The 16,655-nt window shown below is 44.6% G+C and carries 17 protein-coding genes and 1 riboswitch; of the genes, 10 read left to right on the top strand and 7 right to left on the bottom strand.

Features of this window, described 5'->3' with window-relative positions:
* Positions 1–31: 31 nt before the first annotated feature.
* Positions 32–517, bottom strand: a complete 486-nt coding sequence (gene yvgO / locus NYE22_RS03845; protein WP_032726846.1) for a stress response protein YvgO — start codon at positions 515–517, stop codon at positions 32–34.
* Positions 518–739: 222 nt separating this feature from the next.
* Between yvgO and pgoN the strand changes: the two genes are divergently transcribed.
* On the top strand, positions 740–1,570 hold the full coding sequence (pgoN, locus tag NYE22_RS03850; RefSeq protein ID WP_015483687.1) for a glyoxal/methylglyoxal reductase: 831 nt from the start codon (positions 740–742) through the stop codon (positions 1,568–1,570).
* Between the two features lie 30 nt (positions 1,571–1,600).
* On the opposite strand, the gene modB is transcribed toward pgoN, so the two are convergent.
* Both modB and modA read right to left on the bottom strand, forming a co-directional pair.
* Positions 1,601–2,293: a molybdate ABC transporter permease subunit gene (gene modB / locus NYE22_RS03855; protein ID WP_124047932.1), complete on the bottom strand. Its 693-nt coding sequence runs from the start codon at positions 2,291–2,293 to the stop codon at positions 1,601–1,603.
* Entirely contained in the window at positions 2,265–3,047 is a 783-nt protein-coding gene (gene modA, locus NYE22_RS03860; RefSeq protein WP_021480596.1) for a molybdate ABC transporter substrate-binding protein, read from the bottom strand. The genes modB and modA overlap by 29 nt, the downstream gene beginning before the upstream one ends.
* 110 nt (positions 3,048–3,157) lie before the next feature.
* On the opposite strand from modA, the gene NYE22_RS03865 reads away from it, so the two are divergent.
* Positions 3,158–4,084: a substrate-binding domain-containing protein gene (locus tag NYE22_RS03865; RefSeq protein WP_124047933.1), complete on the top strand. Its 927-nt coding sequence runs from the start codon at positions 3,158–3,160 to the stop codon at positions 4,082–4,084.
* Positions 4,085–4,111: 27 nt separating this feature from the next.
* On the opposite strand, the gene NYE22_RS03870 is transcribed toward NYE22_RS03865, so the two are convergent.
* Both NYE22_RS03870 and NYE22_RS03875 read right to left on the bottom strand, forming a co-directional pair.
* Positions 4,112–5,965, bottom strand: coding sequence for an LTA synthase family protein (locus tag NYE22_RS03870; RefSeq protein ID WP_021480594.1), 1,854 nt, complete (start codon positions 5,963–5,965; stop codon positions 4,112–4,114).
* A 79-nt stretch (positions 5,966–6,044) separates the two neighbouring features.
* On the bottom strand, positions 6,045–6,527 hold the full coding sequence (locus NYE22_RS03875; RefSeq protein WP_003228444.1) for a metal-dependent hydrolase: 483 nt from the start codon (positions 6,525–6,527) through the stop codon (positions 6,045–6,047).
* 166 nt (positions 6,528–6,693) lie between these two features.
* On the opposite strand from NYE22_RS03875, the gene sspJ reads away from it, so the two are divergent.
* A complete protein-coding gene (sspJ, locus tag NYE22_RS03880; RefSeq protein WP_003221612.1) occupies positions 6,694–6,834 on the top strand; it encodes a small acid-soluble spore protein SspJ in 141 nt (46 codons plus the stop codon).
* Positions 6,835–6,950: 116 nt separating this feature from the next.
* Positions 6,951–7,130, top strand: a riboswitch (Lysine riboswitch).
* 103 nt (positions 7,131–7,233) lie between these two features.
* Positions 7,234–8,643, top strand: coding sequence for an amino acid permease (locus NYE22_RS03885; protein ID WP_021480593.1), 1,410 nt, complete (start codon positions 7,234–7,236; stop codon positions 8,641–8,643).
* 234 nt (positions 8,644–8,877) lie between these two features.
* On the opposite strand, the gene NYE22_RS03890 is transcribed toward NYE22_RS03885, so the two are convergent.
* Complete coding sequence (locus NYE22_RS03890; RefSeq protein WP_021480591.1) at positions 8,878–9,825, bottom strand: iron-hydroxamate ABC transporter substrate-binding protein; 948 nt, start codon at positions 9,823–9,825, stop codon at positions 8,878–8,880.
* Positions 9,826–10,030: 205 nt separating this feature from the next.
* Between NYE22_RS03890 and NYE22_RS03895 the strand changes: the two genes are divergently transcribed.
* The 6 genes from NYE22_RS03895 to NYE22_RS03920 all read left to right on the top strand — a co-directional run bounded on the left by NYE22_RS03895 (position 10,031) and on the right by NYE22_RS03920 (position 16,171).
* Positions 10,031–11,077, top strand: coding sequence for an iron ABC transporter permease (locus NYE22_RS03895; protein WP_038427907.1), 1,047 nt, complete (start codon positions 10,031–10,033; stop codon positions 11,075–11,077).
* Positions 11,077–12,087 carry an iron chelate uptake ABC transporter family permease subunit gene (locus NYE22_RS03900; RefSeq protein ID WP_003244298.1) on the top strand — a complete coding sequence of 337 codons (1,011 nt, stop codon included), beginning with the start codon at positions 11,077–11,079 and terminating at the stop codon, positions 12,085–12,087. Before NYE22_RS03895 ends, NYE22_RS03900 begins: the two co-directional genes overlap by 1 nt.
* 15 nt (positions 12,088–12,102) lie before the next feature.
* Complete coding sequence (locus NYE22_RS03905; protein ID WP_003243882.1) at positions 12,103–12,912, top strand: ABC transporter ATP-binding protein; 810 nt, start codon at positions 12,103–12,105, stop codon at positions 12,910–12,912.
* Between the two features lie 170 nt (positions 12,913–13,082).
* Positions 13,083–14,276, top strand: a complete 1,194-nt coding sequence (locus NYE22_RS03910; RefSeq protein WP_021480587.1) for an efflux RND transporter periplasmic adaptor subunit — start codon at positions 13,083–13,085, stop codon at positions 14,274–14,276.
* On the top strand, positions 14,260–14,949 hold the full coding sequence (locus NYE22_RS03915; protein WP_021480586.1) for an ABC transporter ATP-binding protein: 690 nt from the start codon (positions 14,260–14,262) through the stop codon (positions 14,947–14,949). Before NYE22_RS03910 ends, NYE22_RS03915 begins: the two co-directional genes overlap by 17 nt.
* Complete coding sequence (locus NYE22_RS03920; protein ID WP_003244568.1) at positions 14,942–16,171, top strand: ABC transporter permease; 1,230 nt, start codon at positions 14,942–14,944, stop codon at positions 16,169–16,171. Before NYE22_RS03915 ends, NYE22_RS03920 begins: the two co-directional genes overlap by 8 nt.
* A gap of 33 nt (positions 16,172–16,204) precedes the next feature.
* On the opposite strand, the gene rsiO is transcribed toward NYE22_RS03920, so the two are convergent.
* Entirely contained in the window at positions 16,205–16,615 is a 411-nt protein-coding gene (rsiO, locus tag NYE22_RS03925; protein WP_003243579.1) for an acid stress-sensitive anti sigma factor RsiO, read from the bottom strand.
* Positions 16,616–16,655 lie beyond the last annotated feature (40 nt).

A 16,655-nucleotide genomic window follows, 5' to 3' on the forward strand; every position in this document is an offset into this window, starting at 1 on the left:
AGCTGGCGTTAGAGCGCCAGCTTTTTTTATATTAAGGGCGATGAAATGCGACAGTGCTGCCATCCCGGTCGAACCAGCCTCTGAAGGCCCAGTTGATCCAGCCGCCATCGCCTTTGTTTGTAAAGGTTCCGTCTTCAAATACCCAAATGCCATACGTAATGCCGTCGTAAACGGCTGAGCCGTAAAATTGCACACCGTTCAAATGATCTTCATATTCCTGGCTTAAATTAAAGACCATGACGTTATATTTTTGGCCGGACGCGTAGAAGGAAGACTCCATGAGGTTTTTCACAAAGCCATCCCTATTCTGTGCGGATTTGATGGCATCAGCGATCTGGTTGGCAATTCCAAGTACATCCAGGTTGACGTTTAAACCTACATCAGCGGCAGTTGTTCCAGCAGTAGTTGTCTGCGACATCTTCGGAGCAGGATTTTCTTCAGCGGAAGCAAAGGACATAGGGGCAATTGTCAAAGCGGCACCAAGAGCAAGTGTCATTGGGATACGAATACGTTTCAAGTTGTTTCCTCCTTTGTTTTCATTTGGTTACACTACACGCATACCCTGCTCAATGTATTTGTAATCTCAATATTGTTAAAATAGGAAAAAAATAGTGTTTGAATTTGCCTGTGCTGTGAAAAAAGAAGCAAAAAGAGGGTCTTAAGCGTATTATTGGTATCGGCTGAGAGGAATGTGAGATAATATAGACGCTTACATTTCAGTGAAAGGGTGGATGTTCAAGTGCCAACAAGTTTAAAAGATACTGTAAAGTTACATAACGGAGTTGAAATGCCTTGGTTCGGTCTGGGTGTTTTTAAAGTAGAAAATGGTAATGAAGCGACTGAATCAGTGAAAGCGGCAATTAAAAATGGTTATCGCAGTATTGATACAGCAGCGATCTACAAAAATGAAGAAGGCGTTGGCATCGGGATTAAAGAATCCGGTGTGGCAAGAGAAGAGCTTTTCATCACATCAAAAGTGTGGAATGAAGATCAAGGCTACGAAACAACGCTTGCTGCCTTTGAAAAAAGCCTGGAAAGATTACAGCTTGATTACTTAGATTTATATTTGATCCATTGGCCTGGCAAAGATAAATATAAAGATACATGGCGCGCGCTTGAAAAGCTGTACAAAGATGGCAAAATTCGCGCGATCGGCGTCAGCAACTTCCAAGTTCATCATTTAGAAGAGCTGTTGAAAGATGCTGAAATCAAACCGATGGTGAACCAAGTTGAATTTCACCCTCGTTTGACGCAAAAAGAATTAAGAGATTACTGCAAAGCGCAAGGCATTCAGCTGGAAGCGTGGTCTCCGCTCATGCAGGGACAGCTTTTGGATAACGAAGTGCTGACACAGATTGCTGAAAAACACAATAAATCTGTGGCTCAAGTGATTTTGCGCTGGGATCTGCAGCATGAAGTTGTAACCATTCCAAAATCCATTAAAGAACACCGTATCATCGAAAACGCTGATATTTTTGATTTCGAATTGTCTCAAGAAGACATGGACAAAATTGACGCATTAAATAAAGATGAGCGTGTCGGCCCAAATCCTGATGAGCTTCTGTTTTAATCAAAAAACTCCCCGTTATGGGGAGTTTTTTTAGTGCGTTTTTTTCTGTTGAATGAAAAACAGCATCAAAAAGGAAATGACAACAATACAGACGACCCACGCCCAAGCAAGGGTATTGTTGCCGGAATCCAATGCGACATATATCGCCGTCGGCAGTGTTTGCGTAACACCGGGGATGTTTCCTGCAAACATGAGTGTTGCGCCAAATTCTCCGAGCGCCCGCGCAAGGCTGAGGATGCTTCCGGTCAGTAACGAAGGATAGGCAAGCGGGACGGAGATATGGATAAACACTTTCCATCTGCTAGCGCCGTCTACCATTGCCGCACCTTGTATATCGGGATCAATGTCAGCAAATCCGTTTTTGGCTGATTGATACATAAGCGGAAAGGCTACAACAGCCGAGGCGATCACAGCGGCCCACCAGGTGAAAATGACAGGCTGCTGGAAAATCCACTCGATGGCTTGTCCGATGAAGCTGTGCTTTCCGAAAATGACGATCAAAATAAAACCGACAACAGTAGGCGGAAGAACGAGCGGAAGCATAAAACATGTTTCGAGTGCCGTTTTTCCGAAAAATGATGCCCGTGACATCCATGCTCCAGCAAGTGTTCCGAGAATAATGACAACAATTCCGGCAACTGCCGCCACCTGAAAGGAAAGCGCAACGGGTGTGAAAAATTCTGAAGCGCTTATGCTACTCGGCAGTAAAGCCATATTTCTCAAATACTTTCATTGCTTCATCAGATTGCAGGTATTCGTAAAATTCCTTCGCTTCCTTACGGTGTTTTGTATCTTTTACGATTCCTAACGGATAGACAATTGGGCTGTGTGTATCTGCTTCTGCCTCGTCAATAATGTTGACCTTTTTCGAGACCAGGGCATCTGTTTTATAAACAATACCTGCGTCTACATTGCCGGTTTCAACATAAGAAAGAACTTGGCGAACGTCTTTTCCATACACAATTTTATCCTTCACTTTTTCCCATAAAGACAGCTTTGTCAGTGATTCTTTCCCATAAGCTCCTGCCGGTACGGATTCCGGAGTGCCAAGGGCGATTTTTTCTGATTCAGCCAGATTGCTGAAGCTTGTCACAGGTGAATCTCCGTTTTTCGGTACGACCAGCACAATTTCATTACCGACTAAATCAGTGCTGTCTTTTTTTGCGATATCTCCATCATCCACCAGCTTTTTAAATTTATCCTCAGCAGCTGAGAAGAACAGATCTGCTCCTGCTCCTTGAGAAATCTGTTTTTGCAAGGCGCCGGATGAGCCATAGTTATCTTGGATGGTAATATTTTGATGCTCTTTTTCATAATTTTTTTGGATTTCCTCAAGTGCATCCTGCGCGCTGGCGGCAGCTGAGATGGTTAACGTTACTTTTTTCTCGCTGTCCGTTGAAGACTGGTTTGAAGAACAGCCTGCTGCAAGGAGAAAAGCAGTTAAGGCTGCGATGAAAATAGAATACTTCTTAAACATGATTGCACCCCTTATCATTAGATATAACTAATTATAACTGATTATGTTTGGTTTATGTGGGTTTTTTTACATTCGGCGAGAAGGTATAATAAAATAGGAGAGTGATGATGATGAATGAAACCTCTTCCTATACGATAGAAGAAGTTGCAGGTCTGCTGAAGGTATCAAAGCTGACCGTTTATGATTTGATTAAAAAAGGCGTGCTGCCTGCTTATCGTGTCGGAAGGCAGATGCGTGTGGATGAAGAAGATTTAAAGCAATATAAAACGAATATGAGAATGTCTCAGCCCATCGCTGCAACAGAAGCGCCGAAACAGGTGCAGGAGGCTGAGCCGGACGGCAGACGGAATGTCATGATCAGCGGACAGGACATTTCGATGGATCTTCTCAGCAAGCATTTGGAGAATGCCATTCAGGAGACGCCGCTCCGTAAATACAAAGGAAGCTTAAACAGCCTGATTGATATGTATCAAGGCAAGTGTGACATTGTCAGCCTCCATTTGTACGATGCTGAAACGGGCCAGTATAACGCTCCTTATGTAAAACGGATTTTGACAGGTGAACCGTTTTGTCTCCTCAATGTCGTTCTCCGCAAAGCAGGACTGTATGTGAAAAAAGGGAATCCGAAAAACATTCAAGGCTGGAAAGACTTGAAAAGAGCCGATATCCGGATCATCAACAGGGAAAAGGGTTCTGGCGCAAGGGTGCTCCTTGATGAACAGCTTGGCTTGCTTGGTGTGAATCCAGCTGATGTAGTGGGATATAGCGATATCGTGACTGATCATTACGCTGCCGCTTCACAAGTTTCAAGCGGACAGGCTGACGCGGGAATCGGGGCGCAGCACGCGGCACATATGGGCAGTGTTGATTTTATCCCGCTCATCGACGAACAATATGATATCGTTGTTTTGAAAAAACATGAGCAGCTGCTGAAAGCCGTGAAGGAGATTTTGAATTCTGAGGAATACAAGGCGAATTTGTCTCATTTAAACGGCTATGAAACGAAGCTGACTGGCAAGGTGATGTTGGAAACGTAAAAAATCCCTCTTGATAGAGGGATTTTTTTATTCGGAAAACCTGAGCAGGTCACCATTTAAAATTTTATCAGAGAGAGAAAGTTCTTCGTTTGCTTTCTCCTTGTAATGGAGGCACGCATCCTGATCTTCCAGCACTTTACCTGTTTTTTGGCTATAGCACGTGTTCTTTGTGTATATATAATCGTTCGTAATAAAGCTGCCGTTTCGCAGAACGGCGAATGGGGTGCGGTCGCCCGACAGCAAATCATTGCCGAATTGGATATCGCCTTTTGTCTCAACGCCGAGCAAATGCATCAGCGTCGGCCTGACGTCGACCTGTCCCCCGGCATCAGGGATGGTTTCCGGCTTTTGATCGGTGATTCCCGGGATATGTATGATAAACGGCACCCGCTGGAGCTGAACGTTGTCATATGGTGTGATTTCGTCTTTCCCTAAAAACTCAGCCATTGCCTCGTTATGGGCTTCAGAAATGCCGTAATGATCTCCCATAAATACGATCATCGAATTTTCGTATAAGCCTTCGTCCTTCAGTTTTTTGATAAAATGCTTCAATGCCTCATCCTCATAGCGAACCGTGGTCACATAGCGGTTTAACAGATCACTGCTTGAATCGAATTCATCTATCAGCTGATCCTTTTCATCAATCTCAAACGGAAAATGATTCGTTAACGTGATAAAACTGCTGTAGAACGGCTGCGGCAGGCTTTTCAGCTTTTCGGCGGACTGCTCTAAAAATTCTTTGTCTTTTAAACCCCAGCTTGTCGATGTCCCGGGAGTGACATGAAAATCATCAACATCAAAAAAGCGGTCAATGCCAAATGTATCGTACATGACATCTCTGTTCCAAAATGTTTTATGGTTAGCATGAAAGACGGCTGAATAATAATCGTGCTGCTTCAGCGATTTATACATCGTATGAAATTGATGGTCGCTTTTCGTGAAAAAGACGGCGCCGCTAAGGGAAGGATACAGTGAGTTAGCGACGATAAATTCTGAATCTGATGTTTTGCCTTGTTCTGTTTGCTGATAGAAATGATCAAAGGAATAGCTTTTTTTAATGAGATCATTCATAAATGGGGTAATTTCTTTTCCATTTACTTTTTCATTCAGAACAAAGCTTTGGGTCGATTCAAGTGTTACAAAGATGACATTGCGCCCCTTTGCAAGACCGAATTTGCTTTGATCAGGCTTGCTGTAATCAGCCTCTGTGTAGTTTTTAATGGCAGTTATACTGTCTTCATCGGCAAAAGCTTTCGCGCTGATATTAACAGTCTGAGAAATTGTATCGTAAATATGGAACTGAAACAGACCGATGCTTTTGACTAGCATTTCCCGGTCAAAAGAATGTGCCAAAAGCTTCGGCTGCTGTACTTCTGCAAGTGCCAGTGTGCATAAAAGCATGCCGCAGGAAGCTGCATAGTACCGTTTGATCGTGCGGGGAGCGGCTTTTGTCTGTGGGTGTTTGGTTTTTCTGGCGAACAGCAGCAGACAAACCAAATCCACAAACAGGGCGATAAACAGAGGATGGAACAATTCTTTTACACTGCTTCCCATATCGCTCATGTTGCTCGCCTGAAATAAAACCGGAATGGTAATAAAATCGATATAAAAGCCGTAAAAAATCGTATTAGAGATCAAGATAACAGTCAGAACCAAATTGGCAATCAGCAAAAAAGCCCGCTGCTTGTTTCCTTTCAGAAGCAGGCCGATCCCGAATAAAGGAAGAATAAAGCTGAGCGGGTTGACCAGCAGCATTAGCTCCTCCAACAGAGTATCGATTTGCAAATCAAAGCCGAGTTTATATATCACATACGTTTTGATCCACATAAATAAGATCGAAAAACATAAAAACCGCTGATTGTGAAAAAAGGTTCCTTTCATCAATATGACTCCTCACGTTTTCTTGATCATCTGCATGAAATGCTTCTTAAGTAAAACCTACTAATCTCAGCACTCATGTTTAAAACATGCGCCCATGAAACAGCATATAAAAGTAGTAACATGAAGCAAGGGTCAGGCCGGCTAGCACGAGCTGCTCAGAAAAACTGCCTGTCTTCATATATAATGGAAGCCGAACGCGGATCGTTGAAGGGAATAATAATTTGATTCCGTTCACCGTCCAAGCGTCAAGAATCAAGTGGCTCGCCATTCCGATCATCAGGCCGGCTGATATGTTTTTATCTGGAATGTATGTAGAAGTGATAAAAAACATGATGAGCATAAACAGCAAGCTGTGTGTAAATGTACGATGGCCAAAAACGGAGCTGACCACTTTCGATAAAATAGGAAATTTTCTCCCGATTTTGCTTTGTGTGTGGCAGATATCGGGTATTAATGCTCCAACCGCGCCTGATGCAGCCATAAGCACTGGATCAAATCCATAATAATAAGCCGCTGCCGTACAAGAAGCGATGCCTCCCATGATGTGTGTTTTTCCTGTCATTTGCCGCTTCTCCTTTTATCTTTTGCAAAAAATCTCTGAATTACAAATATATCAAGAGAATGTATGTTTGATCAACAGGACTTTGGACGATAAAAAATATCCCGCATAATTTTTCAGGAAAGAGGTATCTTAAACATGTACCTATTTTTTAAAAGAGGTGATACGAATGGGTTTCTTTAATAAAGATAAAGGAAAACGTTCCGAAAAAGAAAAAAACGTAATCCAAGGAGCTCTTGAAGATGCTGGTTCAGCTCTAAAAGATGATCCGCTTCAAGAAGCTGTGCAAAAAAAGAAAAATAATCGATAACCACATGCGGATAGAGCTTGGCTCTATCCGTATTTTCCATCTGTTCCCTTTGACAGATCATCCTTTCTTTGATAACCTTCTGGGAGTAACTGAATAATTAAATCCTCACTCTTTCTCAGTGAGGTAGAGGTTGCGCGGATGATAAGTCACACATGCCAGGCTGACAGGAGCTGTTAAACATGTGTAAAAGGCATCAGCGCCGAAGTGTGGAGAAAGCCGATCCTTCTCTATGCTGGGACTGTATCTGAATAAGTGCAGGACTGCCGCGTGCTTTTTCGCGGAGGGCTATCCGGAGATCAAGGGTGTGTGTTTCTTTAAGCATGGACTTTTGTTCAGGCTTTTTTTGCGTTTATATGATCTCGGGGTCTGGTCCGTACAAAGAATCATGGAGGTACTGGAATGGAACAGACAAAAAAATGGGGTTTTTGGTTATTAACGGCGTTTGTCGTTGGAAATATGGTTGGATCAGGAATTTTCTCCTTGCCGAGCTCGCTTGCTTCAATTGCGAGTCCGTTTGGAGCTACGTCCGCCTGGCTTTTGACAGGTGCCGGCGTGCTGATGATTGCACTTGTGTTCGGACATTTGTCCATTCGCAAGCCTGAACTGACAGCGGGACCGCAAAGTTATGCAAGAGCGCTGTTTTCTGACCCGAAAAAAGGCAACGCTGCCGGTTTCACAATGGTGTGGGGCTACTGGGTGGCGAGCTGGATCAGTAACGTGGCGATCATCACAAGTCTCGCCGGTTACTTGACTTCGTTCTTCCCGATCTTGGTTGATAAACGTGAGATGTTTTCGATCGGCGGGCAAGAGGTGACACTCGGCCAATTACTGACGTTTGCCGTATGTACGATCTTGTTATGGGGAACGCACGCGATTCTTGTTGCCAGCATTAACGGCGCAAGTAAATTAAACTTTGTCACAACGCTTTCTAAAGTATTAGGTTTTGTCTTCTTTATCGTTGCCGGTTTATTTGTGTTTCAAACGACATTATTCGGTCATTTTTATTTCCCGGTTCAAGGAGAAAACGGCACAAGCATTGGAATTGGCGGCCAGGTTCATAACGCCGCGATTTCTACACTGTGGGCGTTTGTCGGAATTGAATCCGCGGTGATCCTGTCCGGCCGTGCGCGCTCTCAGCGTGATGTGAAACGTGCGACAATTACCGGCTTGCTGATTGCCTTGAGCATATATATTATTGTGACTTTAATTACGATGGGTGTTCTGCCGCATGATAAGCTTGTCGGCTCTGAAAAACCATTTGTTGATGTACTCTATGCGATTGTTGGAAACGCGGGAAGCGTGATTATGGCGCTTTTGGCTATCCTTTGTTTATTCGGAACGATGCTTGGCTGGATTTTGCTCGGCTCTGAGGTGCCATACCAAGCCGCTAAAGCAGGAGATTTTCCGGCATTTTTTGCAAAAACAAATAAAAAGGGAAGTCCGGTCATTGCACTCATTATTACAAACGTCATGTCACAGGTCTTCATTTTCTCGGTTATTTCCCGGACAATAAGTGACGCATTTACATTTTTAACGACAGCAGCTACACTCGCATATTTAATTCCGTATCTGGTATCTGCAATCTACAGCTTGAAGGTAGTCATCAAAGGTGAAACGTATGACCAGCTGAAAGGCTCCCGTGTAAGAGACGGATTGATCGCGATACTGGCGTGTGCATACTCCGTGTTTGTTATCGTAACAGGCACAGCAGATTTAACGACATTTATCCTCGGCATCGGTTTATTCTTTGTCGGCTTAATCGTTTATCCATTTGTGAGTAAAAAGTTCCAGAAAGAAAAACAAGCATAATGAAAAGACACCTGATTTGCTCAGGTGTCTTTTTTATAAAATCACAATTTCTCCTGTTAGGAATCCGTTCGTTAAATATGCAAAAAACGTTTTTCAGTCTCTCCAGCATAAAAAAACTGATCGTGTTGAGGATGCAGCTTAATATGAATGGCTCAAAGAAAATATCCGATATGATTCAAATTGAGCCGTTCCTTATAAATAAGCAAAAGAGCCGCGGGCAGGCGGCTCTTTTGTTTATTTAGTCAAGCTTTCCGTAATATACTCCAGTTGTCCTTCTAATGAAATCGGGTCTGTGAAGTAGAAGCCAATCGGATCCATCTTGTATACATGGCCATTTTTAACGGCATTCAGGTTCTTCCAAATGGAGCTGTCAAATACGCCGCCATCATCACCGCCTGATTGCCATGGACCCGCGAAAATGTAATCTCCGGCGAAATCAGGGAGCTTCTCTAATGAAATACTTGTATAACCTGGCCCCTGGTCAATGGCTTTTTCTTTTGTCAGCTTTGTAGCCTGCAGGCCGAGGTCTTTGTAAATGATGCTTCCGCCTCTTCCAAAGTCTTTACCAAATACGTAAATGTCTTTTCCGTTCGTTTGCATAATGGAAATGGTTTTGTCACCGACCGCTTTTTTGATTTTTGTTTTAGCGGCTGCAACTTTTTTATCCCACTCGGCCAGCCATTTTTCAGCTTTATCTTCAGTTCCCGTCATTTTTGCAAATTCTTTCAGCTGTTCGATGTTGTCGAGCTTATCGTATTTTACTGCGACAGTCGGCGCAATTTTTTCAAGCTTTTTAATATCAGCGCCCTGTGTTGTCCAGACGATAATCAGGTCAGGGTTCAAATCAATGACCTTTTCAACCGAAGTGCCGTCTCCGATGTTTTCGACGCCGTCGGTTTTTCCTTTGTAGTAAGGGTTTTTAAATACATTCTCAGGCGCACCGACAACGTTGATGCCGAGTGTTTTGAAGTAGCCGTAATAGCCGTCTGCCATGACAACCACCCGTTTAGGATGCTTCGGGATTTTTACATTTCCGTTTTCAGCCTTGTATGTATAGGTTTCTGCGCCTTTTGAATCAGAGGCAGAACCTTTGCTTTCTGAGTTATTCCCGCAGGCTGCCAGCGCTGCAATCAATAACAGGGCAAAAAACGCGGCTCCGAGTTTCTTGTATATATGGGTCATATCTCATACCTTCTTTCTAAAAAATAGATGAAAAAGAGAATCATTATCATCTGTGATTATACCACTGCAAGTGCCGGTTGACACGATATTTTTGCAAATGCATTTTCATTTTTGTTCAAAACACTCTATTAAATCAGCTGAAAAAAGTGATATACTGAAACAGCAATTGATAATCATTATCAGTAACAGAAAGGAAGTACGGCAGTTGAGTCAACATAAAAATATACGGACTGCATCAGAAGAAATCCAATGGACGTCAAGGACATATGGCGCGGTCATCGTCCTTATTGCAGGTCTATGCCTGCTTTGCCTTGGCGCATTTTTATCCATATCCCTCGGTGCAGCGGATATTCATTTGCGCACTGTATGGGACGCCATTTTTCATTATCAGCCGACAAAGACATCTCACCAAATTATAAATGATCTTCGGCTTCCGAGAACGGCGGCTGCCGCGCTTGTAGGCGCATTGTTGGCAGTGTCGGGAGCAATCATGCAGGGGATGACGAGAAACCCTTTGGCAGAGCCTTCGATTATGGGTGTGACATCAGGCTCTGCGTTTGCAGTTTCGATTGCGTTTGCCTTTTTTCCCGGGCTTTCTGCAATGGGGCTTGTGCTATGGTCCTTTGCGGGAGCGGGGCTGGGGGCATCGACGGTAATGGGCATAGGCATGTTTTCAAGGGGCGGACTTACGCCTGTAAAGCTTGCTCTGGCGGGTACGGCAGTTACTTATTTCTTTACCGGCATTTCAACTGCCATTGCAATCCGCTTTGATGTCGCTCAGGATATCAGCTTTTGGTACGCAGGCGGGGTAGCGGGTGTGAAATGGTCGGGGGTCCAGCTTTTGCTTATTGCAGGGACTGTCGGTTTAACGCTCGCGTTTTTCATCGCCCGGTCTGTTACAGTGTTAAGTCTCGGTGACGATCTGGCAAAAGGGCTTGGACAATATACATCAGCGGTGAAACTGGTTGGCATGCTTATTGTAGTAATTCTGACCGGAGCTGCGGTTTCCATTGCCGGCACCATTGCATTTATCGGGCTGATCATTCCGCATATTACCCGTTTTTTGGTCGGTGTGGATTATCGGTGGATCATTCCTTGCTCGGCGGTGCTCGGTGCTGTTTTGCTTGTTTTTGCTGATATAGCGGCCAGACTCGTAAATGCGCCCTTTGAAACGCCTGTCGGCGCGCTGACTTCTCTGATCGGCGTTCCCTTTTTCTTTTATTTGGCACGTCGTGAAAGGAGAGGGCTGTAATGAAAACAAAAACAAACAAACCGCTTATTGTAATGGCTGTGACCTTTTTGCTTATCGTGGTGGTCTTTTTTATCAGTCTCAATTTGGGCGTTATCAAAATTGCACCGCTTAAAACGCTTCAGGTCTTTTTCGGCCAAGGAACGGCGCGTGATGAACTTGTCTTATTTGAGTTCAGGCTGCCTCGGATCATCCTTTCTTTGCTTGTTGGAGCAGGGATCTCCGTAGCTGGAGCCATTTTGCAAAGCGTGTCTCAAAATGAACTTGCCGAGCCTGGTATTCTCGGAATTAACGCCGGCGGTTCACTTGCTGTAGTGCTTTTTATATACTTTTTTCAAGGGTCAGCTTCAGATCTCAGCTTTTTCGGAACATTTATGCTGCCATTCAGTGCTTTGGCAGGAGCAATTCTCGCTGCGTTTCTCATTTATATTCTGGCATGGAAAAAAGGCGTGACACCGATTCGGCTGATTTTAGTCGGCATAGGGGTGAATGCCGGATTCAATGCCCTGTTGCTGATTTTTCAGCTTAAGATGGACCCTCATGATTTTATGCAAGCCGCGGTTTGGATATCCGGCTCAATATGGGGGGCGAACTGGAATATGATCTGGGCGATTCTCCCTTGGATTGTGATCTTGCTTCTGTTTACTTTATATAAGGCACGCTATTTGAACATTATGCAGCTCGGAGACCAATTGGCGACCGGGCTGGGCACCGCTGTTGAAAAGGAAAGACGGATTCTTCTTCTGGCAGCGGTCACTCTTGCCGCTTCATGCGTGGCAGCTGCGGGGGGCATTGCGTTTCTCGGATTGATCGCGCCGCATGTGGCTAGAAGGCTGACCGGTCCACGTCACCAGACGCTGATACCGGTCTCCGCCTTCATTGGCTCATTCCTGTTTTTGCTTGCTGATACGCTGGCGAGAAATGTATTAGCACCATCAGAAATTCCGGTCGGACTTGTCATTTCCGTGCTAGGTGCGCCTTACTTTATTTATTTATTGATGAAAGCGAATTAGAGGAGGGGGCCGAATATGAATTCATTATCAACGGAACAGCTTGGAATCGGTTATGGCGACAGGGTGATTGTAGAGGATTTAAATATATCGATTCCTAAAGGGAAAATTACCACCTTAATTGGCCCGAACGGCTGCGGGAAATCAACGATTTTAAAAACAATGTCCAGAATTATGCGTTCACATGCAGGTGCCGTCTATTTAAACGGCAAAGCGATTCATAAAATGTCTACAAAGGACATTGCGAAAGATATGGCGATTCTTCCACAGACACCTGAAGCGCCGAGCGGCCTAACAGTGCACGAATTGGTGTCGTACGGCAGGTTTCCGCATCAATCAGGATTCGGCAGATTAAATGACGAAGACCGCCGGATTATCAAATGGGCGCTTGAAGAAACAGGCATGGCTGAATATGCTGAACGGCCGATTGAGGCATTGTCAGGCGGACAGCGTCAACGCGTGTGGATTGCCATGGCGCTTGCGCAAGGGACGGAACTGCTTCTGCTGGATGAACCTACAACGTATCTTGATCTTGCACATCAGCTTGAAATTCTGCAGCTGCTTGACAGACTCAACAAAGAGCAAGGGCGGACGATTTTAATGGTCATTCATGATCTTAACCATGCAGCTCGTTTTTCTCATTATATGATCGCGCTCAAAAAAGGCACGGTCATCAAGGAAGGAACTGCACTGGAGGTCATGACACCGGACATTTTGAAGCAGGTATTTCAGATTGATGCCGAAATCGTGACTGATCCCCGTACAAATAAACCTGTATGCTTGACCTATGACTTGATTAAAAATGAAAAAGAGCTAGTTACTGTATGAAAAAATCCCGGTTTGAAGCCGGGATTTTTTTTATTCGGCTTTGAAAATACAATTTTTCTATTTGATGCCGTCATTTCAATAAAAGGATTGCAAGTCTTTTTGAATTAATAGATAATATTGGTTAGAATGTTTCGAAAATATTACATAGTTTACAGAAAGAGGAGATCGTTGTGTCCAAGAAGAAAAAATGGCTTATTGGCGGTGCGATATGTGCCGGTGTGCTTGTATTGGCTGGGATCGGCGCTGGCGGTTTTTACTTTTTTACCCACATGAACCAAGTTGCCGTATCATCGGAGCCCTATGCTGAATCGGTCGCGGTATACATGGGAGGAGATTCAGAATCAGGCCAAACGTTTTCTGGAAAGGTTGAACCTGAGAAACAGCAGAAAGTATACATAGATTCAGAAAAAGGCAGCATTAAAAAAACATACGTCAAAGAAGGCGATCAGGTTAAAAAGGGCGATAAGCTTTTTGAGTATGAGGGCGAGGATCATTCTGATGAAGTGGAGCAAGCCAATTTGCAAATTGAAATGACAAATCTGCAAATCAACCGTTTGCAAAAATCAATAACGGAAACGGAAAAGAAGCTGAAAGTTGCAGGAAAAGAAGAGAAAACCCAGCTTCAAGATGAACTTGATCAGGCCAATTTCGATTTGAAAACAAGCCAGCTCGAACTGAAGCAGCATCAAAAAGAACTGGCTGGCCTGACGAAAAACAAAGGTTCCAATGTCATTACAAGCAAGCATGACGGAATCGTTCAAAGCGTCAATCAGGATATCGCTGACGGTGCAACAGGTGACCAGGCAGCAGGCCCGTATATCCAGATTGTTTCGACGGGCAAATATCTGGTCAAAAGCCAAATCAATGAGCTGTTAATGGACACGATCAAAAAAGGCAGCAAAGTCAGGGTCACGCTGAAAACAGGCGGTGAGGGCGAGTGGAAAGGAAAGGTCACCTCGATCGGCAAGCTTCCAGCGGGAGCAGGCGAGGGTGAAGAATCAGAAAGCTTTGCTGATGAAGAAATGAACCCCCAGTCCTCTAACTATCCTTTCACCATTTTATTAGACAGCCATAAAGGTCTTGAAGTCGGCTATCATGTCAACATCGAAGTGATGAGTGATAATGCTGATGCGGATACGATCAAGCTGCCGTCCGACATGGTCATTCAGGATGACGGCGAACCGTATGTGTGGAAAGCTGATGAGAATCACAAAGCGGTTAAGCAGCCTGTTGAAATCGGAGAGACTGATGAAAATGACATGGTGGAAATTAAGAGCGGCCTGACGCCGGAAGATTATGTGATCTATCCTGATCCCGCGGTCAAGGAAGGAAAGCAGGTTACAGTCAATGCTGACACTGAATAATATTTCGAAGTCATACAAGCTGGGAAAAGAAGAAGTTCCAATCTTGAAACATATCAATCTGACTGTTCAGGCGGGGGAGTTTTTAGCTATTATGGGGCCTTCAGGTTCTGGAAAGTCAACGTTAATGAATATTATCGGCTGTTTGGACAGGCCAACCTCAGGAACCTATATGCTTGACCAGATCGATATATTGAAAGGGAAAGACGGGGCTTTAGCCGAAATTCGCAATGAATCAATCGGGTTTGTGTTTCAAACTTTTCATTTGCTGCCGCGTCTCACCGCGCTGCAAAATGTCGAGCTGCCGATGATCTACAATAAAGTGAAGAAAAAAGAGAGAAGACAACGGGCATATGAAGCGCTGGAAAAGGTCGGATTAAAAGACAGGGTCTCCTACAAACCGCCTAAGCTGTCCGGCGGCCAAAAGCAGCGGGTGGCGATAGCGAGGGCCCTTGTCAATCAGCCGAGGTTTATTTTAGCTGATGAACCGACCGGGGCGCTTGATACCAAATCAAGTGAACAAATTTTGTCACTGTTTTCCGAACTGCATCGGGAAGGCAAAACCATTATTATGATAACCCACGACCCGGACGTTGCCAAAAAAGCTGACAGAACCGTTTTTATCAGAGACGGAGAGCTGGTATTAGATGAGAGAGGGGAAATCAGCCATGCTTGAACATATTCGAATCTCCTTTCAATCCATTTTCTCTCATAAATTAAGATCGATTCTGACAATGCTCGGCGTGATTATCGGCATAGCGGCAATCATCGCGATTGTTTCAATGCTGAAGGGCCAAAGTGAGCAATTAAAGCAAAGTATGATCGGCATGGGAAACAACGCCATCAATGTTGTCTACCAGCCGTCTGGCGGAGAAGAGGAGAGCGGCGGCCCTCAGGTGTCGTATGCGTCCGCGCCGCCTGTAGCGGAAGAAACAGTAAAGGCGATCAAATCAGATCCGATGGTCAAAGGATTATCCTTATATTACTTATCAGAAGGCGCGAGCGTTTTTCATTTAACTAACGTTTCGTATCCCCAAGTGTATGGAGTGGACGATGATTACTTCGACATGTTTCCAATCCGAATAACCGAAGGGAGAAAGCTGACGGAAAATGATTTAAACAGCACACACCAAGTGGTGATGATCAATGAAGCTGTCAGAGATGAACTGTTTCCGGACGGAGAAGCTCTGCATAAAAGCATTGAGATGAATGGTGTGCCGTTTAAGGTCGTCGGTGTTTTTAAAGAAAAAAATCAACAGGAAAGCATGTTTGAAGGCGACTACGCGAACCCGGTTTTGTACGTGCCGAAAAAAGTGTGGCCGCTTATTGAAGGGTTTGACGCGCCAACGCAGATTGCCGTGCAGGCTGATTCTTCTGAGCATATCCAAGAAGCGGGTGTAATGGCTGCAGATCTTTTAAATCAGGGACTGTCAGAAGCTGAGCTGGAAAAAGCAGAGTACAGTGTAATGGATCTTCAAGAGATCGCGCAGGAAGTGGAGTCCTTTAATCAGTCATTTGCATTGCTGCTTGGCGGAATCGCCAGTATTTCACTTTTGGTGGGCGGTATCGGCGTCATGAACATTATGCTCGTTTCCGTAACGGAGCGCACGAGGGAAATCGGAATTAAGAAAGCGCTCGGTGCTAAGCGGCGTGTGATTTTATTTCAATTTTTAACCGAGGCTGTTGTTCTGACAAGCATTGGCGGAATACTCGGTGTGCTGGCGGGCTTCGGCATCGCCAAGCTGCTGACGGTCATTTTTCCGATGCCTTTTATCGTCTCCATTCCAGCTGTTGTCGGAGCACTCATCTTTTCAATGGCAGTCGGCATTATCTTCGGCTTGCTTCCGTCTATCAAGGCTTCGAAGCTTCAGCCTGTAGACGCGCTTCGCTATGAATAAAAAGAACGCATCCAATTGGAATGCGTTTTTTTTTTAGCTGGGAAGGGCCGAGTTGCATTTGTCTAAAATCAAAAAAACGGCTGCGACAATCATTTCTTCTGTGGTGGACAGCCAGATGTCGCTGATCAATTGGTCTGTTGTATGAGCAGTCATCCACAAAAACAGCAGCTGTACGATGCCGGCAAGGAGAATGAATAGACGTTTTCCTGTCTTGAAAAATGTAAAGCTATGTATCATCAGCCTTTCAAATGGTTCAAAGCATAATCCTAGAACAAGGAATACCACGGCAAAAAGCAGGACATGAGCTGCTGAGCGGTAGCTCGTTCCCGCTAAAGAAAACAATATATAGATGACAGCAAAATAGGTCAACACCACTGCTGCTGCGGCCAGCAAGTACTTTATGGAGAGCCGCAATAAGCGTTTTGAAGGGTTTTGATGTTTCACTGGTTCAGCTCCTTATGAAGGCTTGCAGAGAACGAGTGCT

Origin of the sequence: Bacillus sp. FSL K6-1560 (assembly GCF_038592935.1) — a bacterium.
Lineage (GTDB): Bacteria > Bacillota > Bacilli > Bacillales > Bacillaceae > Bacillus > Bacillus subtilis.

What these genes read in the sequence shown, in the direction of transcription:
- modA (WP_021480596.1), bottom strand. Translation starts at nt 3,047, where the DNA reads ATGTTTAAGAAGTATTCTATTTTCATCGCAGCCTTAACTGCTTTTCTC.
- NYE22_RS03865 (WP_124047933.1), top strand. Translation starts at nt 3,158, where the DNA reads ATGAATGAAACCTCTTCCTATACGATAGAAGAAGTTGCAGGTCTGCTG.
- NYE22_RS03870 (WP_021480594.1), bottom strand. Translation starts at nt 5,965, where the DNA reads ATGAAAGGAACCTTTTTTCACAATCAGCGGTTTTTATGTTTTTCGATC.
- NYE22_RS03875 (WP_003228444.1), bottom strand. Translation starts at nt 6,527, where the DNA reads ATGACAGGAAAAACACACATCATGGGAGGCATCGCTTCTTGTACGGCA.
- sspJ (WP_003221612.1), top strand. Translation starts at nt 6,694, where the DNA reads ATGGGTTTCTTTAATAAAGATAAAGGAAAACGTTCCGAAAAAGAAAAA.
- NYE22_RS03885 (WP_021480593.1), top strand. Translation starts at nt 7,234, where the DNA reads ATGGAACAGACAAAAAAATGGGGTTTTTGGTTATTAACGGCGTTTGTC.
- NYE22_RS03890 (WP_021480591.1), bottom strand. Translation starts at nt 9,825, where the DNA reads ATGACCCATATATACAAGAAACTCGGAGCCGCGTTTTTTGCCCTGTTA.
- NYE22_RS03900 (WP_003244298.1), top strand. Translation starts at nt 11,077, where the DNA reads ATGAAAACAAAAACAAACAAACCGCTTATTGTAATGGCTGTGACCTTT.
- NYE22_RS03905 (WP_003243882.1), top strand. Translation starts at nt 12,103, where the DNA reads ATGAATTCATTATCAACGGAACAGCTTGGAATCGGTTATGGCGACAGG.
- NYE22_RS03915 (WP_021480586.1), top strand. Translation starts at nt 14,260, where the DNA reads ATGCTGACACTGAATAATATTTCGAAGTCATACAAGCTGGGAAAAGAA.
- NYE22_RS03920 (WP_003244568.1), top strand. Translation starts at nt 14,942, where the DNA reads ATGCTTGAACATATTCGAATCTCCTTTCAATCCATTTTCTCTCATAAA.